Here is a 24,660-nt window from a genome sequence, read left to right as displayed (position 1 = left end):
GAGGGAGCGCGATGCGACAGGTTCACGCCGGCGAACACGTCGACGGCGGCGTTTACGTCGACATCGCCGACGCGACGATCTGGCACTTCACGGCGGGCGAGGCGTATGGCCCGCCGACGGTGCTGCTCCACGGCCTGTTCGCCTCGGCGTCCTCGTGGGGAACCCAGATCCCCGCGTTCCTCGATGCCGGCCGGCAGTTGTTCGTGCCCGAACGGTCCGGTCACGGTCACAGCCCCGACATCCCGGGCGACTTCAGCATCGAGCGAATCGTCGAACGCACGATCGTCTATCTCGAGAGTGTCGTGGGCCGACCGGCCCATCTGGTGGGATGGGCCGACGGCGCCGCCGTCGCGTTGCTCGTCGCCCGCGAGCGGCCGGACCTGGTCGCGCGGCTGGTCGTCGTCGGTGGTTACCTCAACGCCGCAGGCCGGACCGCCGACGCCTTCATCGACCAGGTCACGCGGCGCGATCCGGTCACGATGGACTACCTGCGGATCTATTACGACACCACCTCACCCGACGGTCCCGAGCACTTCGACACGGTCTTCGACAAGGCGGCGCGGATGCTGACGACCGAACCGGAGTGTGACGTCGCCGGGTTTGCGGGGGTCGAGGTGCCCACGCTCGTGGTGGTCGCCGACCGCGGTCTCGTCCGCCTCGAACACGCGCTGGAACTCGCCCGGACGTTGCCGCGCGGACGGCTGGCGGTCATCCCGGGTACCCACATCCTGCCGGTGGAGTCACCCGAGTTGTTCAACCCGCTCGTCCTGTCGTTCCTCGCCGCCGACCCTCCGTCGGTGTGGGAGTTCGGGTGATCCTCAGGCCGGCGAGTGCACGCGGTACCACGCCTGGCGGCGCAGGGTGTCCGGGTCGGCCTCGACGTGGTCGGGGTCGTCGAGGACGAGGACCTTGCGGTCGGTCGTGGTATAGGCGGGCCAGCCGAACCCCGGATCCCCGGTGCGGGCGAATCCGCCCCACCGCGTCTGGACGTTCTTGGTGACCCGCCCGGTGGCGGGCCAGTCCGCGAGGGCCAGACCCGCCCCCATCGGCGCCCGATAGGCGCCGAAGACGCTGAACAGCTCGGTCGCGTGCGTGGCGCCGAAGCCCGTGGCCTCCAGCACCTTCGTCTGATAGTCGTAGCGGTACACGTAGGTCGGGGCCACCGTGCTGTGTCCGTCGGCGAAGGCGCTCATCGGCGCCCAGAAGATCGAGTCGCCGGCCAGCCGGATGCGGTCGCGGTCGCCGTCCTCGTAGTGCGAGGCGATCTCGCGCCGGACCTCGTCGTCCTCCACCCGCATCAGCGTGCGTTCGGCGTCGGGCAACACGTTCCAGAGTTTGGCGAACAGCTTGCCCTCGTCGCGGTTGCTGCCGATCACGAGCGGTACCGGCTGGGTCAGCCCGGACGCGGCGGCGGCCAGCGGCGACCGTGGCAGCAGATCACCGTCGACCACGGGCGCGAACGGGATCGCACCGCCGGCGGTCTTGGCGGCGAATCGCATCAGCCGGTTTCCCGCCGCCAGCAGCAACGCCGGATTGGGCGAGGTGAGCAGGCGTTGCGCGTGGACGGTGTCGACCGGCGGTTCATCGCGTTCGAGCGAGGTCGCACGTCGCTCCGGGTCGCGCAACAGGCGGACGAATTCGTCCGCGTAGATCGTCGCGGCGTCCTGTTCGACGATCAGCTCCGGAGCGGGGCTCTGGGCGATCGCGTGGTGGTACAGCCCGGTCGTCGACGGTGCCGACAGCAGGGACAGCACCGACGTTCCCCCGGCGCTCTCGCCGAAGATGGTGACGTTCCCGGCATCGCCGCCGAAGGCCTCGATGTTGTCCTGGACCCACTGCAGTGCCGCGATCTGGTCGCGGAGGCCGACGTTGGAGTCGAACGGTCGGTCGTCGGTGGCGAACTGGGCGAGATCGAGGAAGCCGAACGGACCGAACCGGTACTGGATCGTCACCACGACGACGTCCTGGGAACGGGCGAGGAAGGCGCCGTCGTAGAGCGGGGTGGCCGCCGTGCCGAGGATGAACGCACCGCCGTGGATGAACACCATCACGGGCCGCGGCGTCGACGACGCGGTCTCGGGCGAGTAGATGTTCAGCGTCAGGCAGTCCTCGGCCATCGGCGCGAACTTGCCCGGCGCGATGGCGGTGAACCGCTTCTCCTGGATGGCCGCCTTGGCCACCTTGGTGCAGTCGCGGACACCGGGCCAGTCGTGTGCGGGCTCCGGTGCACGGAACCGGCGGTGAGCCACCGGCGGTGCTGCGAACGGGATGCCTCGCCAGCTGATGGTCCCCTTGCGCAGCCGTTTCCCCCGGGCGCCCTCGACCACGCCGTTGCGGGTGGTCACCTTACTGTCGAGTAATGCCATACCCCCCACCGTAGACGAAACGGGGACTCCGTCCACCGGGTCGCGTGGACACCCGTCGGCGGGCCTGCCCGGGCCGCCGACGCACCCCCTAAAATGCCCTCATGAGTTCCGCCGCGGCGCGCATCGACCTGAATGCCGACCTCGGCGAGGGCGTCGGCGACGACGCGGCGATGCTCGGCGTCGTCACCAGCGCCAACGTGGCGTGCGGCTTCCACGCCGGCACCCCGGCCGACCTGCTCGCCACCTGCCGGGCCGCGGTCGCCGCGGGGGTCCGGATCGGCGCCCAGGTGTCCTACCCCGACCGCAGCGGCTTCGGGCGGCGGTTCATGGAGATGACGACCTCCGATCTCATCGCCGATCTCGTCTACCAGATCGGTGCGCTCGACGCGCTCGCCCGCTCGGTGGGAGGCGCCGTGACCTACGTGAAACCGCACGGCGCGCTGTACAACACGGTTGTCCACCACGCGCAGCAGGCCGACGCCGTGGTCACTGCGGTCGCCGGCGTCGACGCCCGGCTGGCCGTCATGGGGCTGCCCGCATCGGAGGTGCTCGAACGGGCCCGACGTGCCGGCCTCGACACGATCACCGAGGCGTTCGCCGACCGCGCCTACACCCCGGAGGGCACTCTCGTACCACGCGGAACCCGGGGTGCCGTGCTCTCCGACAGCGACGAGATCGCCCGCCGGGTGGTCGAACTCGTCACGACCGGCCGGATCGGCGCGATCGACGGCACGCTGATCGACGTGGACGCCGCGTCGGTCTGTCTGCACGGCGACACCCCGGGCGCTGTCGAGCACGCACAGGCGGTGCGCGCTGCCCTCACCGCGGCCGGGATCGAGATCGGCATCACACCGGCCTGACCGGCCGGGGGCGCTGCTACCGGCGTCGCTGGCGCGCGAACTCGGCGAGAACCACACCCGCGGCGACCGAGGCGTTCAGACTCTCGACGTCACCGGCCATCGGGATGGACAGGATCGAGTCGCAGCTCTCCCGGACGAGGCGGGACAACCCCTTGCCCTCCGACCCCACCACGATCACGGTGGGGCCACTGCCGTCGTAGTCGTCGAGCGTGACGTCGCCGTCCGCGTCGAGGCCGACGAGCTGCGCACCGGCGTCGGCCCAGTCCTTCAGCGTCCGTGTCAGGTTGGTGGCGCGGGCGACGGGTAGACGTGCCGCGGCACCGGCGCTGGTCCGCCACGCGACCGCCGTCACGCTCGCGCTGCGACGAGCCGGGATCACCACGCCGTGTCCGCCGAAGGCCGCGACCGACCGGATGACCGCGCCCAGGTTGCGCGGGTCGGTGATGTTGTCGAGGGCGACCAGCAGCGGCGGCGTGCCGCTCGCCTTGGCCTCGGCCATCAGGTCGTCGGGATGGGTGTACTGGTACTCCGGCACCTGCAGGGCGATCCCCTGGTGCATCCCGTTGGTGGACAGGCGGTCCAGTTCGGGCTTGCCGACCTCGAGGATGGAGATCGCCGAGTCGCCGGCGATCTTGACCGCCTCGGCGACCCGCTCGTCGGGTTCGGAGTTGGTGGCGATGTACAGCGCGGTGGCCGGCACACCCGCCCGGAGGCACTCCACGACCGGATTGCGACCCAGGACGTACTCCGGACCCTCGTCCCGCGCCCGTGCCCCACTGCGGCCGGCCGCCGACTTCGACGCCGCCTTCGCCCGCTTGTGGGCCGGATGATACGGCCGGTCAACGGCTTTCGGCGTCGCACCGCGAGCCTCGAGTCCGCGGCGGCGCTGGCCGCCCGAACCGACGGTCTGGCCCTTCTTGGTGCCGTCCTTGCGGATCGCGCCCTTACGCTTGGAATTGCCTGCCATCACGCCTCACCCTTCAGAGCCCATTGCGCACCGTCGGGGGTGTCGGTGACCTCGATGCCGGCCTCCGCCAGTCGATCCCGCACCGCATCCGCGGTCGCCCAGTCCTTGGCGGCGCGCGCGTCTGCCCGCCGCTGTAATTCCGCACGCACCAGGACGTCGAGCGCCGAGGTGGCCGCCGACTCGTCGGCCGCCCCCGCCCACCGATCGTCGAGGGGGTCGACGCCCAGGATGCCCATCATCGCGCGCACCGCGGAGGCCGCCGCGAGCGCGCCGGCGCCGTCGCCGGACTCGAGTGCGGTGTTGCCCTGCCGAACCACGTTGTGCACGACCGCGAGTGCTGCCGGGACGCCCAGATCGTCGTCGAGTGCGGCGGCGAACTCGGGATCGACGTCCCCGACGACCACCTCGCCCGCACGCGCGCCCACCCGTTCCACGAACGACTCGACGCGTCGGTAACCGGCGGCCGCCTCGGTGAGCGCACCCGGCGAGTACTCCAGCATCGAGCGGTAGTGCGCGCTCCCGAGGTAGTACCGCAGTTCGACGGCCCGGACACGCTGCAGCATCGCGGGGATCGACACCACATTGCCCAGCGACTTGCTCATCTTCTCGCCGCCCATGGTCACCCAGCCGTTGTGTAACCAGTAGCGCGCGAACGGATCTCCCGCACCATGCGCCTGCGCGATCTCGTTCTCGTGATGCGGGAAGATGAGATCCATACCCCCGCAGTGGATGTCGAACTCCGCACCGAGAAGCGAGGTGGCCATCGCCGAACACTCGAGGTGCCAGCCGGGCCGGCCGGGTCCCCACGGTGTCGGCCAGGACGGCTCGTCGGGCTTGGCCGCCTTCCACAGGGTGAAGTCGCGAGGATCACGCTTGCCGGTTCCCACGCTCTCGCCCTGGTGCACGTCGTCGAGCCGGTGCCCGGACAGCGAGCCGTAGTCCGGCAGGCTCTGGACGTCGAAATACACGTTGCCGTCGGCGACGTAGGCGTGCCCACGCTCGATGAGCCGTTCCATGTACTCGACCATCTGGGTGACGAAGCCGGTCGCGCGGGGTTCCGCCGACGGGGCCAGCACACCCAGCGCACGGTAGGCGTCGTCGAAGGCGCGCTCGTGCGTCGCGGCCCACTCCCACCAGGGCCGGCCGGCGTCCGCGGCCTTGCGGAGGATCTTGTCGTCGATGTCGGTGACGTTGCGGACGAACAGGACGTCGAGCCCCTTGTGGGTCAGCCAGCGTCGGAGGATGTCGAAGGCGATGCCGCTGCGCACGTGACCGATGTGCGGCACACCCTGCACCGTCGCCCCGCACAGGTACACCGACGCCTGGCCTGGGTGCAGCGGCACGAAGTCGCGCACCTCTCGGGAATCGGTGTCATACAGGCGCAGGGTCACGACCGGCAATCCTACCGGACCCTGACCTGGCCACCGACGGCCCGAGCCGCGGGTGCGTACACCTCATCCACGTTCGCCGGAGACGGCGACCGGCTCGGCCGTCCGCGCGACGACCGTGGCGACCAGCGAGCGCATCTCGTCGAGGATCGTGCCCAGAACGGCCACCGCACGCTCGGTGTGCGGATACCGCACCCGGACGTGGATACCGTCGGAATCCCGCCAGAACCACCACTGCGCGGTGTCGGTCGGCTTGGAACTGGAGACCTGTTCGGCCCGGACCCCGGGATGCGGACCGGGAAGCCGCGTGTAGTCGACGTAGGACATCATGAACACGTCGCTGCGACGTTGGCGGAGCCGATGCCCGAAGGCGGCGTAGACCGGCGTCAGGCCGATCTCGGCCAGCGGCAGGGCCGCGGCGAGCCGTGCGGTGTTGACGGGCAAGGCCTCGAGCAGATCGTCGCCGGCGGTGATCAGCAGCGGGGCGTTGCCGACCGACCAACCGACACACCCGGGTCCGGCGCCGGTGCCGGTGGGTACCACGGTTGCCACCTCGGCGGGTCCGCCGATCGACTTCACCGCCTTGGCCGCGCACGTGAGGATCGCGGGGTACGTCCGCCCGCCGTGCCGATGGACCTCGGAACTGAACGTCCGGGCCGAGTCACCGGGCAGCAGGGTCGTCACCATCGTGCGCATCTCGGCGGCGGCACCCGCCGGCACACCGAGGTCGACGGGGAACTCCGGGACCTGCCAGTCGGTCGCGGCGAGGAACTGTTCCCACTCCCCCAGTCGGGCGTCGTCGGGGGTCACCGCCGCCTCGTGCCCGGCCACCCGACGCAGCGCGTCCAGGCCGGACTCCGCGGGCGCCGGCGCCGCTCCGGCGAGCAGTTCGCAGATCTCCGAGGACAGCAGTGCCATCGACCGCGCGTCGACATAGCAATGGTCGAAGCCGCACACGAGTGTCGTGCTCGACGACCTCCGGACGGCGGCCAGAAAGTGCGGCATCGGCTCGAACGGGTTGCAGGTCGCCGTGATCCGCTCGGCCAGCGCGGCCGCGAACGTCGCGGGTCCGAGTCCGGCATCCGCCTCGTGCGAGCCCTCCGTCATGTCGACGCCGCCATGGCTCAGTCGCTGATAACCGGCGTCGGTCGCGGTGTAGTGGCAGCGCAGGACGTCATGGCGGGCGATGACCGTCGACACGACCGCGCCCAGACGGCCCAGGTCGATCCGCTCGGCGAAGTCGAGCGTGAGCGCGATCCAGCCGGGCTGCCCCTGCGCGATCGAGTCGAGATGGAACCGTTCGTTCTCCGACACGGGCACATTCGCCGGCGCCGCGGATCCCGCCGGTACCAGAAGCCAGCGAACCAGTTCCCCCGGTTCGACCTCCCATGTCTCCGAACTCGAGAGCTTCACCGCACGGTCTCCTCGCTCGCGTAGTCGTTCAGGATGGCGCCGACACGTGCGAGGTGTTCGACGACCGATGCGCGCGCGACCTCGTTGTCGGGAAGATGGCACCGGACGACGAGACCCGCCGGAGTCCGTGTGAACCAGAGGTTGGCATTCCGGGTGGGGCCGACGCCGCTCGAGGTCTGCATCGTCGCCAGTGCCGGGTCGTCGCCGATCGGCAACCGGGCCAGATCGGTGTAGGACACCATGTACGGGCTGCCGTCGAGGCCCCGGAAGACGCCCTCGGCGGCGAGGATCGCCAGGACCCCGTGCGCGGGTGCCGAACTCGCGTTCCGAGCGGCGCGAACGCTGTTCCCGGCCGTGCGCACGACATCGTCGAACGTCGCTGGGTCGCCGGTGGGGAGGTCGACCACGATCGGCGCGAAATTGCACAACCAGCCCTGGGTCCACGCGGTCCCGGCGTCGCGGGTGGCCAGCACCGTGGAGACGAAGAAGCGCGACTCCCCGGTGATCTCGCGATGCCGCACGGCCAACGCGGCGTAGAGAAGGCCGGCGAACCCGCCACCGGTGGCCGCCAGCCGGGCGTCGCAGCGCGCCAGCGCATCGGGGTCGAGCAGCCACTGTTCCACCGCGACCGCGGGAACCGGGACGGCGTCATCGGCGAGACCGAGGTCGAGAGGGCACAGCGGTGCGCGACCGTCGTTGTCCGCCAGGGGCTCCCGCCACACGGCCACTCGGTCGTCGTCGGGGGCGAGGGCGGCCGCAGCCGACCGTTCGGCGAGGATCGCAGGTCCGAATGCGCCCGGTGCCGGCAGATCGGCCCCCGCGCCGTCCCGGTGCGCCCGGTACAGGGCGGTGATCTCGGTGAGCGCGAGCACCGACGAATACCCGTCGCCGTGCGCATGATCCGTGGCGGCGAAGAAGGTGAACCCGGCGTCGTCGACCGTCGCCGCCCACCATGAGCCCGGAACCAATTCCGCCCGAGCGCATTCCGATGCTCGACGGCCCACCCACGACCCGACGTCGGCGTCGTCGATCAGGAGGGGCTCGGTGCCGGCGACCTCGATCACGAACTCGCGCGGTGGGCTCACCCAGCGCTCGGGGCCATCGGGTCCCGGCCGGTAGTGAGCGCGGAGCTCCTCGTGCCGACGGACGAACTCGGTGAGCGCCGCGGCCATCGCCCCCTCGTCGAGCGGGGCGTCGAATCGCAGTGCGGCGAGCAGGAATCCGGTATGCATCTCACCGCGTCGCCGCTTGTCGCCCATCGTCGCCAGGTGATCGGACTGCAGAAACGACACCCCGGTACCCCACCGCCGCGCGGCCCCGCCCACGCAGCCGGCATCGCGCAGTGCCCATTCGACGGTCCGACCGCCGGTCAGATGCCCGCGAAGCGGCACGACCACCGAGCCCGGGGTACCGAACCGGGGCGTGGCGAAACGGGGGGTGGCGAACCCGGGCCGCAGCGCGCCGGTCATCAGCTGCCGAGTACGGCCGTCGACCCTCCGGTGTTCACGCCGGCGGGCACGGACTCGACCGCTCGATAGGTGTACTCGCAGTCACCGTCGGCGACGATCGTCTTGAGGATGGCCTGGAACGTGGAGAGGAACACCTCGACGGCACCGGCGTTCTCGTCGGCCGGGAATCGTGCGGACACGTTCACGCCGGTCGGGATCCGGTTGATCCAGAAGTAGACCTCGTCGGCGTCGCGCGTCGCGCTGCGCAGCACCCGCGCCTGGCGCGGGGTCCACTCCGCCGCACCCTCGGCGTGCCGGAGATCGATGTACGACACGACGAAACCGGGCGGCGTCACGTCGCCGCCGATCAGTTCGGCCACCGGCGCGAACGGAGCGGCACCCACGGCCTTGTACTGCGCGGAGGTGGCCGCCACCGTCGTCAGGGCGTCGGTGAACCTCGCCGGGCGGCCGGGCCGGACCGCGACCGGGATGATGCCGACGAACCAGCCGACGGCTTCGCCCCACTCGATGGCGTTGCGGGTGTGCACCGGCCCGATGAAGCGAAGATCGGCGCTACCCGACAGGGCGGCGGAGGTCATCGACAGCGCGGTGTAGATCCCGGCCGTCATCGACGACCCGGCCCCCTTGCAGACGGCGTCGAATCGCTTGGTGTCCGCGGCATCGAGCAACCAGTGCGACAGAGTCGCCTGGAATCCGTTCTCCGGCAGTCGCTCCGAGACGATGGTGCGCGGCGAGTCGGACGGGACCTCGAACCGCGGGAAACGCGGGATCGGCTCGGGTTGCACCGCGGTCGGGGTGTCGTCGAAGAAGTCGCGCCACTGGCTGACCGCGGCGTTGTTCGCGTCGATCTGCTCGCCGAGTCTCCGTTCGGCGTCGCTGAAGTCGAGGTAGCTGCCGAAGTCGTTGAGCGCGTGCGGTTCACCCGTCACCTCGGCGGCGTAGAGCGCCGTGAGCTCGCGGATGGCGAACACCTGCGTGTACGCGTCCATCACGGTGTGGTCGGCCGCGAACACCAGCAGGAACCCGCTGTCGTCGCCGGTCGGCTCCACCGTCACGGCGATGCAGTGCGGCCAGCTGAGCGGGGTGACCGTGCGGTTGAAGTAGTCGATGACCAGGTCGGAGACCTCGCCGGCGGGCAGGTCGGCCCCGAAATCCCGCTCGCGCACGGTGATCGCGTCGGCGGCAACGGTGATGCGGGTCAGGTCGCCCTGCGGATGATCCGGTTCGTGGACGCGCACCGAGGTCCGGAATGCCTCATGGCGGCGATACCAGGCGATGATCGTGCGGGACAGTGCTTCCCGGTCCAACCGTTGTTCGATCCGGAACGCCGTGCCGATCCACTGGCTGTACCACTCCGAACCCTCGCGGACGGCCCGGCGGGCGTGCTCGAGATGCATGTAGGACAGCTGGCGGGAGTCCGTCTGCCATTCCTCGGCGTCGACCTGCGGCTCCCAGGCGGTGACGGTGCCGCCGGGCATCGAATAGTCGGTCAGCTCGGTGTATTCCATTGCAGTCCACCTACCTTCTGTCGTCTACGTGCGCCATCGGCGCGGGTGTTCGGATGTGTTCAGGAGTGCGTGCGGTACGGGGAGTTCACAGACCCAGTCCGCGTCGGAGGGTCGGCCAGCTCTCGCGTTGCTGATCGACCCAGTAGGGCCACGAATGCGTGCCGGGGTCGACGTAGCGGATGGTCGCCGGCACGTTCAGCTGATCGAGCCGGGCGTCCAATTGCTGCGTGCACCAGAGGGAGCCGACTTCGATGGCGCCGCCGATGACCTGGCGGTCGGTCGGGTTCTCGTTGCCCGGGTAACCCGGCGCGTCGTACCGGCCGGCGCGGCCCGTACCGGTGAAGACGTAGACCGTCGACCCGCGCAGGTTGGCCGCCTTGGCGACGACGTCGTGCTCGGCCCAGGCCGGATCGCCCGGCGGGCCCCACATGTTGTCGGCGTTGCCGCCGAAGGCTGCCACGATCCCCCGGGGGTAGGCCTGACCGGCCGGACCCGTGGTGGTGAAGCAGCCGCTGTAGGCCGCCACCGCGTCGTAGAAGCCCGGGTTGCGGACCGCGAGTACAAGCGCGGCACCGGCACCCATGGACAGACCGGCGATCCCGCGGACACCGTTGCCGTCGAAGCGCTCGTCGATCAGGGACGGCAGTTCCCGCGTGAGAAATGTCTCCCACTTGTAGCGCCCGAGCGCCGGGTCGTCGCGTTGCCAGTCGGTGTAGAAGCTGCCGTCACCCGCGATGGGCATGACGACGTTGACGTTCTTGTCGGCGTAGAACCCGGCCACGTCGGTCTTGAGTGTCCAGATGCTGTTGTTCGGGTCCTCTTCGTTGAGACCGCCGAGCAGATAGAGCGACGGGCGCGGCCCGGTTCCGGTGCGTGGCGTCACGACCTGCACCTTGATCGTCTTGTCCATCGCGGCGGAGTACACGTCGAGAAGATGCGTGTGGGGACCGTCGGGGACGGACCGCTCGATCACGGGGCGTTCCGGCGCCGCTGTCGCCGGGGCGGCGGCGACGAGCGAACCGGCGACACCGAGCGCCGCCGTCATGGCTGCGACAGTGAAGAAGGTGCGCTGTGTTCCGCGGCGATGAGTTGTTCGGCGGGAAATACCCGTCATGTCGTCGCGTCCTCCGAGTTCTGCGGGAAAGTCATCTTCTGACAAGGCTTTCGGGGCTGACAGATGTCATGGCAGCACCCCGGCGGGTCTCACGATGGTCACGACAGTAACCGGATCGAACCCGAATTGATAGTTCGGCAAGCTAATCGTGTACTAGCAAACCGCTCCTCAACGATCGCGAGTCAAGTGACGCAGTGCGACCTGTGGTAAGAAGCCTGCGGCGTCCGGGGCGCTGTCGACACCCGTCGCCTGGCCTAGGGTTGGCTTACCTTAGCATGGCCCGGACGCCGGGACCGACCTCGACCGACGCCGACGTGCATCACCAACGGCGTGCATCCATCAACAGCAGGGCAGACATGAACTTCGCATCGCTGGTCCGCCACGACGAACAGTCGTCGCCCAGACCCGTCGTCGACCGGCTGACGGCCGATGACGACCTCTTCGTCCGGATGGATGTCGTCCTCGGTCTTCCCGTCGTGAATCAGACACTGTGGCGGTTTCCGGGCTCCGTCGATGTCGACACCATCACCGCGCTGGGCCAGAAGCTGCGATACGGACGCCTGAGCCGGCTCGTCACACGACATCGAGGGCCCGGCCGCGCGTATTGGCGCTACACCCCGGAAGCCGGTGCGGTCGAGGTGCAGGACGACCCGGTACCCGCAGGCGACGAAGAGGCATGGGGCCGGACCCAGGCCGACGCGCCGCTCGACTTCGAGAAGGGGCCGGCCTGGCGGCTAGTCGTCGCACGAGCCGCCGCCGACGACTCCGTGCTGGTCTCGCTGATCATCTCCCACGTCATCGCCGACGGCGGGACCGGCGCGGTGGCGGTCATCGAGGCCATCCACGGCCTCGACTATGTCCCCGGTGCCGAACCCGGCCTCGTCTCCGACGTCCGGGATGCCGCCGATCTGTTGTGGACCGCCGGCCGGACCGCGGTGCGGATCTGGCGCGCGAGTCGCTCCGCCCCGCCGGCGTCGCCGGTGCGCGTGACCGGTCGGCCGTCACCCGGGACCGACGTCTCCGACGCCGAGACCGCACCGAACGTCACGATCCTGATCCCGCAGGCGGATTACACCGCGGCGGCCAAGACGCGGGGCGGCACCGACAACAGCCTGTTCGCCGCTCTCATGGTCGGCGTCCTGGAACGCAGCGGCCGGGTGTCGCCCGGTGACGTCGTCCCGGTGTCGCTACCCGTCTCGTCCCGGACGCTCGATGACCGGCGCGCGAACGCCAGCTCGGGCGCAACGGCTTTCGTCGAGGTGGACCCGCAACGCTACGACGACCTCACCGCGGTGCGCACCGCCTGCAAGGACGCCTACGGACGACTGGCCGCGAACTCGGGCGCCGTTGCGCAACGGGCCGTCGTGCTGCAGGCGCTGAGCAAGCCGATCACACGACGCCTCGCATCGAACGTGACCACGCCGCTGTGTCTGGCATCGAACGTCGGCCAGGCACCCGACGAGTTCGCGACCCTCGGCACCGGAACGCCCGGGGCACTGTCGATCCGGGCGATCACCGCCACCGGTGACCCGGCACGGCTGCGGGATCGCAAGGGCGGCATCAGCGGGTGGCTCGCGTTCAACGACGACCATGTGATGTTCAGCGTCAGCTCTCTCGACCCGGTCCGCATTCCCGACACCGCATCCCTGCGGACCCTCGTCACCGACGAGCTCGCCGCCTGGGGCATCTCCGGAAAGTCCTGGGGCGCATGAGGTTCGCTTTTGCGGTGCACGGCAGCCGCGGGGACATCCAGCCGGCCATCGCCCTCGGTGCCGAACTCACCCGACGCGGACACGAGGTACGGCTCGCCGTGCCGGAGGACCTGGTCACCATGACCGCTGCCTCGGGCCTGCCGACGCAGGTCCTCGCCCCCTCCACCGCTGAACTCCTGGCCAGTCCCCTGGTGAAAGAGCGTCTGAAGTCGAAGAATCCGCGCGTGCGCCTGCGGGCACTCGGCGAAGTCGCCGAACACGGACGCGCGACATCCGAGCGGGTGATGGCCGAACTCGCCGACGCCTCGGATCTGCTGCTGACCGGCCCCCTCGCCCAGGACCGTGGCGAGGCGATCGCCCAGAGTCGCGGAATCCCCTTCGTGCCGTTGCACTATTGCCCATTGCGCCCCAACGGGAGTCTCGACGTTCGCTACCGCCCGTATCCCCGACCGGTCTCGCGGGCGATGTGGCTGCTCGCCGACCGGACGTACTGGCTGACAGTCCGCGGGGCGGATCGACGCCTTCGCGACGAGCTGGGTCTCCCGGCGGCAAAAGGCCCACTGGGAAGCCGACTTCGGGCTCGGGGCGTGCCGGAGATCCAGGCGTACGACGCCGCACTCTTCGGCGGCCTCGCCGCGGAATGGGGTACGCAACGTCCGCTCGTCGGATTCCTGTTGCCCGACACCGCGACCCGTCACGCGATGTCGGCCGGCACCGACGCCACGGGGTCCGCACTGGACTGGATCGCCGACGGCGAGCCGCCTGTCTACGTCGGTTTCGGCAGCATGAAGATCACCGACGAGCAGATCGCCGGCATCGTGACGACCCTCCTCGGTCGCGGCCTCCGCGTGATCGGGCACACCGAACACGAGCTGCCACAGGACGATCGACTTCTGCATGTCGCCGGCCCCGTCGACCACGAAGTCCTGCTGCCGCGATGCCGCGGCGCGGTCCATCACGGTGGTGCGGGCACCACAGCGGCTGCGACCCGGGCGGGAATCCCATCGGTCATCGCCTGGCTGAGTGCCGACCAGCCGATGTGGGCGGCCGCCCTGCGCAGAGCGAACGCCGGAGCGGGCAATCGTCTCGCCCGATTCGGTCCGGACGATCTCGACCCGCTCACCGATCCCGCGATCGCGGCAGGCGCCGCTCGGCTGGCCCGACGCCTGACCCCGCCGGCCGCGGCGGTCGACCGGGCCTGCGACATCCTCCTGGCCGCGGCGGGTTAGCCCGCGGCGTCCAGCAGGGCGGTCGCCACCGCGGCGATGCCCTCGCCGCGGCCGGTCATGCCCAGCCCGTCGGTGGTCGTCGCCGACACCGAGACCGGTCCGCCGAGCGCGTCGGAGAGCACCTGTTGCGCCTCGGCGCGGCGCGGCCCGATCTTGGGTCGGTTGCCCACGACCTGGACGGCCGCGTTCACGACGCGCAGTCCCTCCGCCTCGACGAGCGTTCGTACATGGGTGAGCATCTGCACGCCCGAGACACCCTCCCACTCCGGACGACCGGTCCCGAAGACCGAACCCACGTCGCCGAGACCCGCGGCCGAGAGCACCGCGTCGCACAGCGCGTGCGCACCGACATCACCGTCGGAGTGCCCTTCGCACCCGGGTTCGTCGGGAAAATTCAGGCCGACCATCCAGCACTGGGCGGACGGGTCGACACGGTGGGCGTCGGTTCCGATGCCGACCCGCATCATCGACCCACCACATCTCGCACGATGCGCAGGTCCCAGGGTGTGGTGATCTTCATGGCAAGTGGGTCTCCGGGGACGAGGTGGACGTCGATTCCGATTCTCTCGGCGAGACCGGCGTCGTCGGTGGCGAGACCAGAGGCATCGGCATGAGCTCGCAGGAGAGCGTCGCGGGTGAAACCCTGCGGCGTCTGGACGGCGCGCAACTCGTCGCGGTCGATGGTCCGGGTCACGCGCTCGAGGCCGCCCGGGACCGACACGACCTGTTTGAGGGTGTCGACGACGGGAATCGCGGGGACGACAGCCGGATGCCCGGAGCGAACCGCGTCCACCACGTCGACGAAGACACGTGCGGGAGTGAGCGGCCGGGCGGCGTCGTGCACGAGCAGGATGCCTGCGTCACCGGCTGCGGAGATCCCGGCACGCACCGACTCGGACCGATGAGCGCCACCGGCGACGACGCGGACACCGGGAAGCAGCATGCGAGCCCGCTCGATGAGGTCGGCGGGCACCACGACCACGACCGATGCCCCCAACGCCGCGGGGATGTTCTCGACGCACCGTTCGATGATCGTGCGGCCACATAGATCGACGAAGGCCTTGGGTACCGGCTCGCCGAGCCGGGTCCCCGACCCGGCGGCCGGGATGATCACGCACACGTCAGCGCCGGATCGCTCCGGCGTGGGGGTCACTGAGAGTTCCAGTACCAGATGCGACCGGCGATCAGGAAGCGGCGGCGAGGACCTCGTCCAGCATGCTGGTGGCCTTCTCGTCGTCGGTGTTCTGGGCGAGCGACAGCTCGTCGACCAGAACGCGACGAGCGCGGGTCAGCATCCGCTTCTCGCCGGCCGACAGGCCACGATCCTGCTCGCGACGCCAGAGGTCGCGGACGATCTCGGCGACCTTGATGATGTCGCCCGAGATCAGCTTCTCCTGGTTCGCCTTGAACCGACGAGCCCAGTTGGTCGGCTCCTCGGTGTGCGGGGCCCGCAGAACCTGGAAGACCTGGTCGAGACCCTCCTGGCCGACCACATCACGAACACCCACGTACTCGAGCTTCGTCGAGGGAATCTGAACGGTCATGTCACCGTCGGCAACCTTGAGAACAAGGTATTCGATCTGCTCACCCTTGATGGTCCGGGTCACGATGTCTTCGACCCGAGCAGCACCGTGATGGGGGTAAACGACGGTGTCGCCAACTTTGAAATTCAATGTTCCTTGCCCCTTTCGAGTAGAGCCAGTCTAGCACGGGCGTTCCGAGGCACCCACCCAACGGTGCAGGTCAACGCGGTGAACGCGTTTCATGACAGGCTCTTTCGAGGTCGCGAGGGGTGCGCGGTGAGGGTTGGCTACCCCACCGGAGGCCCCGACGGACGACTTTCGCGGCAGGCCGTCGGGGACGCGTCGGCACCACTTGCCCGGGCCCCCGTCGGACCGCCCGGCCACCCTCGGGGCGGCGTCGCCGGACCGTCCCGGACACGCGCGCGCCGAACCAATCGGGTACCCGGCCGGACTTTTCCGCACCACGCCCACTACGCTGCGTAGTGCAGGGTTTCGCGCGCTGCATGTCGGCTTCGTTTGACCTGGGAGGATCGGGTGTCAGTGCTTTCACTTTCCGCGCGGCGGTCGGCGGTTCGGCCATCTCGCATGGTGACCGCGGTTGCCGCGATCGGCATCGCCGTCGCCCTGGGTGTCACCGGGTGCGGCGCGGGTCAGATCTCGCAGACCGCCAATCAGCTGCCGGCGGTGAACGGCGCGAACGTCAACCTCGACGAACTGCAGCTCCGCGACGTGCAGGTCCTGTACCCCGAGAACGACGCGTCCACGGTCTTCGGTGACGGCGGGCCGTTCGAACTCGCCTTCGTGATCGCCAATGCCGATCCCCTGGTCTACTACCGCCTCAAGGAGATCAAGCCCGAAGAGGGCCAGGTCACCTTCATCGAGGGCGCCGAGGCCGACGACCGCATCATCCCGCCCAACGGGGCCCTCCGCGGTGGCACTCCGGTCGGGGCCAATCCCGAGTTCGAGAAGCGCCTGAGTGTGAAGCTGGACAACACCGGCGACACGGTCGCAGCGGGTCTGACCACCGAGCTGACGTTCGTCTTCGAGAAGCGCGAGGCCGACGGCAGCTGGGTCGATGCCGGACAGACCACCGTCGACACCCCGGTCGACGGTGGCGCAGAGCTCGAACGCCAGGACGTGGCGCGCAACGCCGAGCCCACGTTCTACAACCAGCACCACGGCGACGAGGGCCACGCCGAAGAGGGCTCCGGCGCAGGCACCGGCGAACACGGCGCCGACGGTGAGGGCCACGGCGAAGGCGGCCACTAGAACCCCATGATCGTTCGACGAACGAGGCCCGGCACACGCCGGGCCTCGTTCGTCTTGTCGGTGGCTCCACCTAGGCTGACCTGGTGGCCAAACCCAAGTCCTCCTTCCGCTGCACCGGTTGCGGCCATCAGGTCCCCAAATGGGTGGGCCGATGCCCCGAGTGCGGGGAGTGGGGCACGATCGGCGAGGTCACGGGCGTCCCGACGTCGTCACGGTCGACGGCTGCGGTCGCACCGTCGAGCCCGGCGCTGCGCATCACCGAGGTCGACGCCGAATCGTCGGCTGCGGTACCGACCGGCATCGGCGAGCTCGACCGGGTCCTCGGCCGCGGTGTCGTGCCGGGCTCGGTCATCCTGCTGGCCGGTGAGCCCGGCGTCGGCAAGTCCACGCTGCTGCTCGAGGCCGTCAAACACTGGGCCGGACAGGGCCGTACCGCGCTCTACATCACCGGTGAGGAGTCGGCCGGGCAGGTCCGCATGCGGGCCGAGCGCACCGGTGCGGTTCACCAGAATGTCTATCTGGCGGCGGAGACCGATCTCGCGACCATCCTCGGCCACGTCGACTCGGTGGCCCCCTCGCTCATGATCGTCGACTCGGTGCAGACACTCGTCGCATCGGGGGCCGACGGCGTCACCGGCGGGGTCACCCAGATCCGCGCCGTCACCACCGCCCTGGTCTCGCTGGCCAAGAATCGCGGGGTCGCGGTCATCCTGGTCGGTCACGTCACCAAGGAGGGCGCGGTGGCCGGGCCGCGGTCGCTCGAGCACCTCGTGGATGTCGTACTCGCCTTCGAGGGTGACCGGCACTCGACGCTGCGTATGGTCCGCGGCGTCAAGAACCGTTTCGGCGCAGCCGACGAGGTGGGGTGTTTCGAACAGCGCGACGACGGCATCCACCAGGTGCCCGACCCGTCGGGAATCTTTCTGCACCAGCGCGATTCAGACGTGAGCGGCAGCGCCACCCTGGTGACGATGGATGGCAAGCGTGCCCTTGTCGGCGAGGTCCAGGCGCTGGCGAACGGGACCGAGATGAACATCCCGCGGCGCGCAGTGTCCGGCCTGGACATGAATCGGGTCTCGATGGTCCTGGCCGTCCTGCAGGCACGCGGGGGCCTGAAGCAGATCGCGAAGAGCGAGGTCTACCTGTCCACCGTCGGCGGGATGCGGGTGACCGAGCCGGCCGCCGATCTCGCCATCGCTCTCGCCGTGTACTCGACGGTGAAGAATCAGCCCATCCCGCAGTCGACGGTCGTCATCGGCGAGGTCGGACTCGGCGGCGAGGTCCGACGCGTCTCGGCGGTCGCCCGCCGGCTCGCCGAGGCGAAGCGACTCGGCTTCCGGGAGGCGATCATCCCGGCGGCCACCGACGAGGAACTACCGAAGGGCATCCGGGTGCTGCGCGTCGGGAACATCGGGGACGCCGTCGGCCTGCGCGCCGCCGATCCGATGGACGCGCCCTTCTGACGGTGAGCCGGCCCTACGGGTACATCCGGCTCTTGTACTCCTCGGCTCTCGAGCTCTTGTCGACATGCTCGGCGAAGTGCTTGCGCACATCGATCGTCACGAAGATCGCGTGTGCGGTCGCCACCGGCTTCTCCGGGTCTCCGATGTGGGCGCTCGCCTCGGTGTAGATCTTCCGGCGCTGCCGGCCCAGCAGGTTGGCCGAGAACTGCAATGTCGACCCCACCGGGATCGGCCGGAGGTAGTCGATCTCGAGATGCACCGTCACCCCGGACGGCCCGACCAGCAGCGGGATGGTGCCCATCACCTCGTCGAAGGCGGTACTCAGGATGCCACCGTGGATGACACCGGGACCGCCTTCCATCCGCGTCTCGACCTTCATCGAGGCGTCGACGGTGAATCCCTCGCCGGCATGGACGACGAGGTGCAGTCCCTGCGGTGAATCCGGCCCGCAGCCGAAGCACGTCGGGTTGTGCATCCGCACGGGTTCACCCGCCTTCGCCGCCTTCGGGTGGCGCTCCACCTCGTCCAGCTCGTCGGGCACCACAAAACTGCTGCTCTTCACACCCCGGTACCCTAGTCACATCGCAATGGCCGATGTCAGGGGGCATGTGGCCCGGTGGCGACGCCCGGTCGCCGCAGACAGGTCCGGAGAAGGGGAGACATGGTCGCCGAGTTGGTGAGATCCGAGCTGACGCGCGAGACGGTCGCGCGCGTCGCGCCCGGCACCGGGCTCCGCGACGGTCTCGAGCGCATCCTCCGCGGCGGCACCGGCGCCCTGATCGTGCTGGGACACGACTCCGACGTGGAGAAGATCTGCGACGGCGGTTTCCACCTCGACGTCGAATTCGCCCCCACCCGACTGCGCGAGCTGGCGAAGATGGACGGTGCGGTCGTGCTCTCGACCGACGGCAAGCGCATCGTGCGCGCCAACGTCCAGCTGGTCCCCGATCCCTCGATACCGACCGAGGAGTCCGGCACGCGCCATCGTGCGGCCGAACGAACCGCCATCCAGACCGGTCACCCGGTGATCTCGGTGAGCGCGTCGATGTCCATCGTCAGCGTGTACGTCGACGGGGCCCGTCGCGTCGTCGAGAGCCCGGACCCGATCCTGTCCCGAGCGAACGTCGCCCTGGCCACACTCGAGCGGTACAAGGCGCGGCTGGACGAGGTGATCTCGGCTCTCTCCCGTGCGGAGATCGAGGACTACGTGCTGCTGCGCGACGCCATGTCGACCGCGCAGCGGATGGAGATGGTCCGGCGCGTGTCGGTCGAGATCGAGGAGTACGTCCTCGAACTCGGCGTCAACGGCCGACAGGTCAGCCTGCAGCTCGAGGAACTGATCAGCGACAACGACACCATGCGCGAACTCCTCGTCCGCGACTACTACGCCAGTCCGGAACCGGCCACCGCCGAAGATGTCCGCCAGGCGCTCGAGGTCGTCGAGAACCTCAGCGACGCAGACCTTCTCGACCTGACCCTGCTGGCCGGCGCCTTCGGGTACCCGACCACCATCGAGGCCCAGGACACCGCGATGAGTCCTCGCGGTTACCGGCTGCTCGCCCGGATCTCACGCCTGCAGTTCGCGCATGTCGACCGGCTCGTCCGCAGCTTCGGCACGCTGCAGGCACTGCTCGCGAGTTCGTCGGCCGACCTGCAGGCGGTCGAGGGAATCGGCAGCATCTGGGCCCGCCACATCCGCGAAGGTCTGTCGCGGCTGGCCGAGACCAGCATCGAACGCTACGACTAGTCGCGGCTCGCTCAGGGCTCCTGAGCAGGCGCCACCATGTTGAACGTGATCGGGAACGACTCCCGCTCACCGATCTTGCCGATGGCCGAGTACGACCCGGCGGGCACCTGGGTCCGCGGACGCTCACAGCCGGGGCTGCTCGTGGTGCCCGACCAGGTGATGGTGTCCTTGACCTGCTGCGCGGGCTTGAGGACGACGTTGTTCACGGTGTTGAGCGGCGAGCAGTCGCGCGCCGACCAGAGTGTCCGGGTGCCGTCCAGGGTGCGCACGATCACGTTCTGGACGGCCTTGCCGACATCGCGCGTGCACTCGGACAGACCGGCATTGGTGGTCACGATGGTGAACACCGGATTCTGCCCGATCGTGTAGGTCGGCTTGTCGGTGTACAGGACCACCGAGATCGCTTGGTCCGGGCACAGCGCGGGACCCGCGGCTCCTCCGGGGACCCCTGCGGGGCTTGCCGATTCGACGGGACTCGACGTGCCGGCGGGCGGCCCGGCGGGTGCACCCGAACCGCCGGCACCCCCGCCCGAGCCGCCACCGGCGTCCGGTTCGCCCGAGGCGCCACCGGCCTGCGGTTCCGAGGCGGGTGGTGCCGACGTCGTCGACGATGCCGACGAACTCGACGAGACACTCTGCGTGGCCGCGGTGTTCTGGGGATCTCCACTCCCCGACGTCATCCAGACGATCAATGCGACGACCAGACCGACCACGACCACCGCACCACCCACGGCGACGGCGCGGCGTCGCCAGTAGATCTCGGGTGGCAGCGGGCCCTGGGGTTCGATCACGCCCACCACGCTAACGGCCGGGTATTGACTTCCGGCTGATCACGTGCGGCGTGTCGCAGCCGAAAAACGGCCCGGAGCAGGCAAAGTCTAGAGTTCGCCTTCAGGTCCTGGCCGCCACCACCGCCCCCTGAGGAGGCCCCGGAGCGTGCGGAGGGGCCGTCTCGAAGGGCCGGCGTCAGGCGGATTCGGCGGTCACCGCGGTGGGCGCCGGACGCTCGCCGATGTCGCCGTAGACGCCCTGGACGTTGACCTGCCCCTCGTTGAGCTGGTAGGTCAGGCCCACGATCGCCAGGCGGCCGGTGCTGATCCGGTCGGCGATGATGCGGCTGCGCTGCATGAGCAGCTGGCCGGTCTCGACCACGTGGCGGGCCTCGAACTCGTCGACTCGCGTCAACCCTTCACTGCGACCGGCGAGGATGCTGGGGGTCACACGCTCCACGACGTCACGGATGTAGCCACCGGGGATCTGCAGGTCGTCGAGCGCATCGAGAGTCGCCTTGACCGCGCCGCAGCTGTCGTGCCCGAGGATCACGATGAGGGGGACCTGCAGCACCTCGACGGCGTATTCGAGGGAGCCGAGAACAGCCGAGTCGATCACGTGGCCGGCCGTCCGCACGACGAACATGTCGCCGAGTCCCTGATCGAAGATGATCTCGGCGGAGAGCCGCGAGTCCGCGCAGCCGAACAGCACGACGTGCGGATGCTGACCCCCGACGAGTCGCGCGCGGTCCTCGATACCCTGGCTGGGATGCTGAGATTCACCTGTCACAAATCGGTCGTTGCCGTCGCGCAGGATGCGCCACGCGTCCCGTGGTGTGTTTGCGGTCATGCCCAATAGTGTGCCACCGGGCCGTCTGCTCGGTTGGTTCGATACCCACGAACGAGATCTCCCCTGGCGCGATCCGTCCTGCACCGGCTGGCAGATCCTCATCAGCGAGATCATGTTGCAGCAGACCCCCGTGTCGAGGGTGGTCGAACCCTGGCAGGAGTGGGTACGGCGCTGGCCGGTCCCCTCGGCGATGGCCGCCGAACCGGCCGGCGAGGTCCTGCGCGCGTGGGGCAAGCTCGGCTACCCCCGCCGCGCGCTTCGTCTCCACGAGTGTGCGAAGGTGCTCGCCGCCGAGCACGGCGACCGCGTCCCCGACGACGTCGAGACGATGCTGACCCTGCCCGGGATCGGCGACTACACCGCCCGCGCGGTCGCCTGCTTCGCCTACGGTCAGGCCGTGCCGGTCGTGGACACGAACGTCCGGCGGGTCATCGTCCGTGCGGTCCACGGTCGGGAGCAGCCGGCGAACCCGTCGCGGCGGGATCTCGCCGACGCCGAGGCCCTGCTCCCCCGTTCCCCCGACGGCACCTACGCCGCGTCGGCCCCGCGCTTCTCGGCCGCACTGATGGAGCTGGGCGCTCTCGTCTGCACCGCCCGAAACCCGAAGTGCGACAACTGTCCTCTCGTCGACTGCACCTGGGTCGGACTCGGCCGGCCGGCCCATTCCGGGCCACCGCGCCGGGTGCAGAAGTTCGCCGGCACCGACCGTCAGGTACGCGGACTGCTCCTCGACGTCCTTCGCAACTCGAACGATTCGGTCGACCGCGCCGCCCTCGACGTCGTGTGGACCTCCGACACCGCGCAGCGCGACCGTGCCCTGGACTCGCTTCTCGTGGACGGACTGGTGGAGATCACCGTCACCGGCCGGTACTGCCTGGCCGGCGAGGCATGAGTCCGGTCCGTCGACGCGCGGACGACGATTCTGGGACGTCTGTCCAGGTCCGGGTTCGCGAACCCGCCACCGCGAACCCATAATTCGTGCCACGATCATTGACCAGTCGTTTGATCGTTCAGAGATAGTCTCCCGCCGGGGTCACTTAGTTGCTAATGTCCCGGTCCATGAGTCAGCCGCCGTATCCCCCTGTCCCGCCACCGGACCCGCAGCAGCCGGGCGGCTTCCCCGGTCAGCAGCCGCCGCAGTACGGGCAGCAGCCACCGCAGCCGCCCCAGTACGGGCAGCAGCCTCCACAGCAGCCGCCGTACGGCCAGCAGCCGCCGCAGCAACCCCAGTACGGCCAGGCACCCCCGCCGCCGCCTCCCGGCGGCCCGCAGTACGGCGACGCCGGGTCCTACCCCGGAGCCCCTGACCCCTACGGCGCACCAGGCGATTCGGGCAAGATCGATGTGGGCACCGCGTTCTCGTGGGCTTTCGGCAAGTTCAAGAACAACATCGGCGCGATGATCCTGCCCGGACTCACCGTGTTCTTGCTGGGCGCGGTCGTCATCGCGCTCGCGATCTTCGGCGTGGCTCTCTTCAGTACGACCGAGACCACCGATCTCGGCGGCGGTTACACCTACGAGACGACCTCGCTGAGCGCCGGTGGAACCATCCTGATGATCCTCATCTACGCGCTGCTGTTCATCGGGCTGCTCTACATCCAGGCGAGCATCATCTCGGGCGCGGTCCGGGTCGCGAACGGTGAGCCGGTGACGGCGAAGTCGTTCCTCACCCCGATCCGGTTCGGCCCGGTCATCGGAACCGCGATCCTCGTCGGCATCATCACCGGGATCGGCTACGCGTTGTGCATCATCCCCGGCATCATCGCGATGTTCTTCCTGATGTTCTCGGTCGTCGCGACCATCGACAAGAGCCTCTCGCCGATCAACGCGATGAAGGCGTCCTTCGAACTGACCAAGTCGAAGGTCGGCGACTCGATCCTGACCCTGCTGGTCACCTACGCCATCAACCTCGTCGGCGTACTGGTCTGCTACGTGGGCCTGATCGTCGCGGCCCCGGTCGCGCAGCTGTTCCTCGTGCACTGCTGGCGTCGGCTCAACGGCGCCCCCATCGCGCCTGCCGACCCGACCTGATCCTCCCAACCCGATTCGGGGCGCACACGATTCGTCGTGTGCGCCCCGAATGTCGTTGTGCCAGGCGACGTTGTGCACCAGAACACGTTGTGCACCGAGGTGTCAGAGTTCGAGTCCGGAGAGAAATGCCTCGACCGCGCCGCGATAGACCTGCGGTGCGTCGTCGTGGACGAGATGCCCGGCGTCCGGCACGCGGATGTGGCGGGCATGGTCGTTCTCCGCGCACATCGTCCGCATCTGTCCGGGCGGGGTGACCCCGTGTTCGGCCTCGATCAGCAGCGTCGGTACGCCGACCGACCGCCACTGGGTCCAGAAGTCGCGCCGGCCCCATTCCTCGGCGATCGCGGCCCACAACGGAATCCGGCCGTGCAGCCGGCCGTCGTCGAAGGCCTCGAAGAAATAGCGTCCGGCAATCGGGCCGAACATCGCCACGGCCTCGGACTCCGACGCGAACCGATCCGGCCAGGATTCGAACCACGGGGTCCAGTTCGACGTCGACCGGCCACGGAAGTCGGGCGCCATGTCCTCCACGACCAGGGCGGCCACCAGTTCCGGATACTCCGCCGCGGTGCACCATGCGTGCAGGGCCCCCATCGAGTGCCCGATGAGGACCGCGGGCCCGCGGTCGATCCAGGTGAGCACCTCGGCGAGGTCGGCGACGAACCGTTCGGTCGCGAGTTCGCGGTCGTCGCAGGGATCTTCGGCGTCGGCCCCGGTGTGGAAGGCGGCGTCGAAGGTGAACACCCGACCGTACCGGCGCAGCCAGGGGACCTGACGCCGCCATGTGCGGCCGCGGCCCATCAGGCCGTGCAGCAAGACGATGGGCGGCGACGTGCGCTCGAACGCACCGTGGGCGTCGTCGGCGAGGTCGGGGCCGCCGTGATCGCGGAGCCCGGTCTCCTGCGGAACCTCACCGTCGAACATGCCAGAACTGTAGTCGCAGAGGCGTGGTGACACCGACCGCCGGCGCTGGTGTCGACA

The 24,660-nt window shown here is 69.5% G+C and carries 23 protein-coding genes; 9 read left to right on the top strand and 14 right to left on the bottom strand.

The features are described from left to right. Positions 1 to 11 precede the first annotated feature (11 nt). On the top strand, positions 12 to 815 hold the full coding sequence (locus tag BCM27_RS05425; protein ID WP_004020890.1) for an alpha/beta fold hydrolase: 804 nt from the start codon (positions 12 to 14) through the stop codon (positions 813 to 815). Between the two features lie 3 nt (positions 816 to 818). Here BCM27_RS05425 and BCM27_RS05420 read toward each other — a convergent pair whose 3' ends face one another. Then, complete coding sequence (locus BCM27_RS05420; protein WP_004020891.1) at positions 819 to 2,366, bottom strand: carboxylesterase/lipase family protein; 1,548 nt, start codon at positions 2,364 to 2,366, stop codon at positions 819 to 821. Positions 2,367 to 2,467: 101 nt separating this feature from the next. On the opposite strand from BCM27_RS05420, the gene BCM27_RS05415 reads away from it, so the two are divergent. Next, a complete protein-coding gene (locus BCM27_RS05415) occupies positions 2,468 to 3,226 on the top strand; it encodes a LamB/YcsF family protein (RefSeq protein ID WP_004020892.1) in 759 nt (252 codons plus the stop codon). 16 nt (positions 3,227 to 3,242) lie between these two features. Here BCM27_RS05415 and rlmB read toward each other — a convergent pair whose 3' ends face one another. The 6 genes from rlmB to BCM27_RS05385 all read right to left on the bottom strand — a co-directional run bounded on the left by rlmB (position 3,243) and on the right by BCM27_RS05385 (position 11,016). Then, a complete protein-coding gene (gene rlmB / locus BCM27_RS05410) occupies positions 3,243 to 4,193 on the bottom strand; it encodes a 23S rRNA (guanosine(2251)-2'-O)-methyltransferase RlmB (RefSeq protein ID WP_004020893.1) in 951 nt (316 codons plus the stop codon). Further along, positions 4,193 to 5,584 (bottom strand): cysteine--tRNA ligase, encoded by a 1,392-nt coding sequence (gene cysS, locus BCM27_RS05405; protein ID WP_004020894.1) that lies wholly within the window; start codon positions 5,582 to 5,584, stop codon positions 4,193 to 4,195. Before cysS ends, rlmB begins: the two co-directional genes overlap by 1 nt. A gap of 63 nt (positions 5,585 to 5,647) precedes the next feature. Beyond that, entirely contained in the window at positions 5,648 to 6,994 is a 1,347-nt protein-coding gene (locus BCM27_RS05400) for a condensation domain-containing protein (protein ID WP_004020895.1), read from the bottom strand. After that, entirely contained in the window at positions 6,991 to 8,463 is a 1,473-nt protein-coding gene (locus BCM27_RS05395) for a condensation domain-containing protein (protein WP_004020896.1), read from the bottom strand. The genes BCM27_RS05400 and BCM27_RS05395 overlap by 4 nt, the downstream gene beginning before the upstream one ends. Beyond that, positions 8,463 to 9,971 carry a condensation domain-containing protein gene (locus tag BCM27_RS05390; RefSeq protein WP_004020897.1) on the bottom strand — a complete coding sequence of 503 codons (1,509 nt, stop codon included), beginning with the start codon at positions 9,969 to 9,971 and terminating at the stop codon, positions 8,463 to 8,465. Before BCM27_RS05390 ends, BCM27_RS05395 begins: the two co-directional genes overlap by 1 nt. An 85-nt stretch (positions 9,972 to 10,056) precedes the next feature. After that, positions 10,057 to 11,016 carry an alpha/beta hydrolase gene (locus tag BCM27_RS05385; RefSeq protein WP_033205338.1) on the bottom strand — a complete coding sequence of 320 codons (960 nt, stop codon included), beginning with the start codon at positions 11,014 to 11,016 and terminating at the stop codon, positions 10,057 to 10,059. A 425-nt stretch (positions 11,017 to 11,441) separates the two neighbouring features. Here BCM27_RS05385 and BCM27_RS05380 point away from each other — a divergent pair, with 425 nt between their 5' ends. Continuing rightward, positions 11,442 to 12,797: a non-ribosomal peptide synthetase gene (locus tag BCM27_RS05380; RefSeq protein ID WP_004020899.1), complete on the top strand. Its 1,356-nt coding sequence runs from the start codon at positions 11,442 to 11,444 to the stop codon at positions 12,795 to 12,797. Next, the gene (locus tag BCM27_RS05375) at positions 12,794 to 14,026 is read left to right on the top strand and encodes a nucleotide disphospho-sugar-binding domain-containing protein (protein ID WP_004020900.1); all 1,233 of its coding nucleotides are present in this window, start codon (positions 12,794 to 12,796) and stop codon (positions 14,024 to 14,026) included. The genes BCM27_RS05380 and BCM27_RS05375 overlap by 4 nt, the downstream gene beginning before the upstream one ends. Here BCM27_RS05375 and ispF read toward each other — a convergent pair. From ispF to BCM27_RS05360, 3 genes are read right to left on the bottom strand one after another with little or no spacing between them, the layout of a single operon-like run. Next, positions 14,023 to 14,490 carry a 2-C-methyl-D-erythritol 2,4-cyclodiphosphate synthase gene (gene ispF / locus BCM27_RS05370; RefSeq protein ID WP_033205341.1) on the bottom strand — a complete coding sequence of 156 codons (468 nt, stop codon included), beginning with the start codon at positions 14,488 to 14,490 and terminating at the stop codon, positions 14,023 to 14,025. The genes BCM27_RS05375 and ispF overlap by 4 nt on opposite strands. Then, complete coding sequence (gene ispD, locus BCM27_RS05365) at positions 14,490 to 15,179, bottom strand: 2-C-methyl-D-erythritol 4-phosphate cytidylyltransferase (protein ID WP_004020902.1); 690 nt, start codon at positions 15,177 to 15,179, stop codon at positions 14,490 to 14,492. The genes ispF and ispD overlap by 1 nt, the downstream gene beginning before the upstream one ends. A gap of 31 nt (positions 15,180 to 15,210) precedes the next feature. Then, positions 15,211 to 15,699 (bottom strand): CarD family transcriptional regulator, encoded by a 489-nt coding sequence (locus BCM27_RS05360; protein ID WP_004020903.1) that lies wholly within the window; start codon positions 15,697 to 15,699, stop codon positions 15,211 to 15,213. 435 nt (positions 15,700 to 16,134) lie between these two features. Here BCM27_RS05360 and BCM27_RS05355 point away from each other — a divergent pair, with 435 nt between their 5' ends. Both BCM27_RS05355 and radA read left to right on the top strand, forming a co-directional pair. Next, positions 16,135 to 16,818 carry a hypothetical protein gene (locus tag BCM27_RS05355; RefSeq protein WP_004020904.1) on the top strand — a complete coding sequence of 228 codons (684 nt, stop codon included), beginning with the start codon at positions 16,135 to 16,137 and terminating at the stop codon, positions 16,816 to 16,818. Positions 16,819 to 16,901: 83 nt separating this feature from the next. Beyond that, a complete protein-coding gene (gene radA / locus BCM27_RS05350) occupies positions 16,902 to 18,281 on the top strand; it encodes a DNA repair protein RadA (RefSeq protein ID WP_004020905.1) in 1,380 nt (459 codons plus the stop codon). Positions 18,282 to 18,294: 13 nt separating this feature from the next. Here radA and BCM27_RS05345 read toward each other — a convergent pair whose 3' ends face one another. Next, positions 18,295 to 18,843 (bottom strand): PaaI family thioesterase, encoded by a 549-nt coding sequence (locus BCM27_RS05345; protein WP_033205345.1) that lies wholly within the window; start codon positions 18,841 to 18,843, stop codon positions 18,295 to 18,297. Between the two features lie 99 nt (positions 18,844 to 18,942). Here BCM27_RS05345 and disA point away from each other — a divergent pair, with 99 nt between their 5' ends. Next, a complete protein-coding gene (disA, locus tag BCM27_RS05340; protein ID WP_004020907.1) occupies positions 18,943 to 20,028 on the top strand; it encodes a DNA integrity scanning diadenylate cyclase DisA in 1,086 nt (361 codons plus the stop codon). Positions 20,029 to 20,039: 11 nt separating this feature from the next. On the opposite strand, the gene BCM27_RS05335 is transcribed toward disA, so the two are convergent. Continuing rightward, positions 20,040 to 20,819: a hypothetical protein gene (locus tag BCM27_RS05335; protein WP_033205399.1), complete on the bottom strand. Its 780-nt coding sequence runs from the start codon at positions 20,817 to 20,819 to the stop codon at positions 20,040 to 20,042. 175 nt (positions 20,820 to 20,994) lie between these two features. Continuing rightward, the gene (locus BCM27_RS05330; RefSeq protein ID WP_004020909.1) at positions 20,995 to 21,648 is read right to left on the bottom strand and encodes a carbonic anhydrase; all 654 of its coding nucleotides are present in this window, start codon (positions 21,646 to 21,648) and stop codon (positions 20,995 to 20,997) included. Between BCM27_RS05330 and BCM27_RS05325 the strand changes: the two genes are divergently transcribed. Both BCM27_RS05325 and BCM27_RS05320 read left to right on the top strand, forming a co-directional pair. Next, on the top strand, positions 21,647 to 22,540 hold the full coding sequence (locus BCM27_RS05325; RefSeq protein WP_004020910.1) for an HhH-GPD family protein: 894 nt from the start codon (positions 21,647 to 21,649) through the stop codon (positions 22,538 to 22,540). The genes BCM27_RS05330 and BCM27_RS05325 overlap by 2 nt on opposite strands. A 167-nt stretch (positions 22,541 to 22,707) precedes the next feature. Continuing rightward, the gene (locus BCM27_RS05320; protein WP_004020911.1) at positions 22,708 to 23,679 is read left to right on the top strand and encodes a hypothetical protein; all 972 of its coding nucleotides are present in this window, start codon (positions 22,708 to 22,710) and stop codon (positions 23,677 to 23,679) included. A 102-nt stretch (positions 23,680 to 23,781) separates the two neighbouring features. Here the strand turns inward: BCM27_RS05320 and BCM27_RS05315 are convergent, their stop codons facing one another. Next, a complete protein-coding gene (locus BCM27_RS05315; RefSeq protein WP_004020912.1) occupies positions 23,782 to 24,603 on the bottom strand; it encodes an alpha/beta fold hydrolase in 822 nt (273 codons plus the stop codon). Between the last annotated feature and the right edge of the window lie 57 nt (positions 24,604 to 24,660).

It is taken from the genome of Gordonia terrae (assembly GCF_001698225.1).
In the GTDB taxonomy this organism is placed as follows: Bacteria; Actinomycetota; Actinomycetes; order Mycobacteriales; family Mycobacteriaceae; genus Gordonia; species Gordonia terrae.
Note: the sequence above shows the minus strand (reverse complement) of the source record. Positions and strands in the feature narration are given on the sequence as shown.

What these genes read in the sequence shown, in the direction of transcription:
- BCM27_RS05390 (WP_004020897.1), bottom strand. Translation starts at nt 9,971, where the DNA reads ATGGAATACACCGAGCTGACCGACTATTCGATGCCCGGCGGCACCGTC.
- BCM27_RS05330 (WP_004020909.1), bottom strand. Translation starts at nt 21,648, where the DNA reads ATGACCGCAAACACACCACGGGACGCGTGGCGCATCCTGCGCGACGGC.
- BCM27_RS05380 (WP_004020899.1), top strand. Translation starts at nt 11,442, where the DNA reads ATGAACTTCGCATCGCTGGTCCGCCACGACGAACAGTCGTCGCCCAGA.
- BCM27_RS05320 (WP_004020911.1), top strand. Translation starts at nt 22,708, where the DNA reads ATGAGTCAGCCGCCGTATCCCCCTGTCCCGCCACCGGACCCGCAGCAG.
- BCM27_RS05315 (WP_004020912.1), bottom strand. Translation starts at nt 24,603, where the DNA reads ATGTTCGACGGTGAGGTTCCGCAGGAGACCGGGCTCCGCGATCACGGC.
- BCM27_RS05385 (WP_033205338.1), bottom strand. Translation starts at nt 11,016, where the DNA reads ATGACGGCGGCGCTCGGTGTCGCCGGTTCGCTCGTCGCCGCCGCCCCG.
- BCM27_RS05355 (WP_004020904.1), top strand. Translation starts at nt 16,135, where the DNA reads ATGGTGACCGCGGTTGCCGCGATCGGCATCGCCGTCGCCCTGGGTGTC.
- disA (WP_004020907.1), top strand. Translation starts at nt 18,943, where the DNA reads ATGGTCGCCGAGTTGGTGAGATCCGAGCTGACGCGCGAGACGGTCGCG.
- BCM27_RS05420 (WP_004020891.1), bottom strand. Translation starts at nt 2,366, where the DNA reads ATGGCATTACTCGACAGTAAGGTGACCACCCGCAACGGCGTGGTCGAG.
- BCM27_RS05415 (WP_004020892.1), top strand. Translation starts at nt 2,468, where the DNA reads ATGAGTTCCGCCGCGGCGCGCATCGACCTGAATGCCGACCTCGGCGAG.
- BCM27_RS05425 (WP_004020890.1), top strand. Translation starts at nt 12, where the DNA reads ATGCGACAGGTTCACGCCGGCGAACACGTCGACGGCGGCGTTTACGTC.
- BCM27_RS05375 (WP_004020900.1), top strand. Translation starts at nt 12,794, where the DNA reads ATGAGGTTCGCTTTTGCGGTGCACGGCAGCCGCGGGGACATCCAGCCG.
- ispF (WP_033205341.1), bottom strand. Translation starts at nt 14,490, where the DNA reads ATGCGGGTCGGCATCGGAACCGACGCCCACCGTGTCGACCCGTCCGCC.
- rlmB (WP_004020893.1), bottom strand. Translation starts at nt 4,193, where the DNA reads ATGGCAGGCAATTCCAAGCGTAAGGGCGCGATCCGCAAGGACGGCACC.
- BCM27_RS05395 (WP_004020896.1), bottom strand. Translation starts at nt 8,463, where the DNA reads ATGACCGGCGCGCTGCGGCCCGGGTTCGCCACCCCCCGTTTCGCCACG.
- BCM27_RS05325 (WP_004020910.1), top strand. Translation starts at nt 21,647, where the DNA reads ATGCCCAATAGTGTGCCACCGGGCCGTCTGCTCGGTTGGTTCGATACC.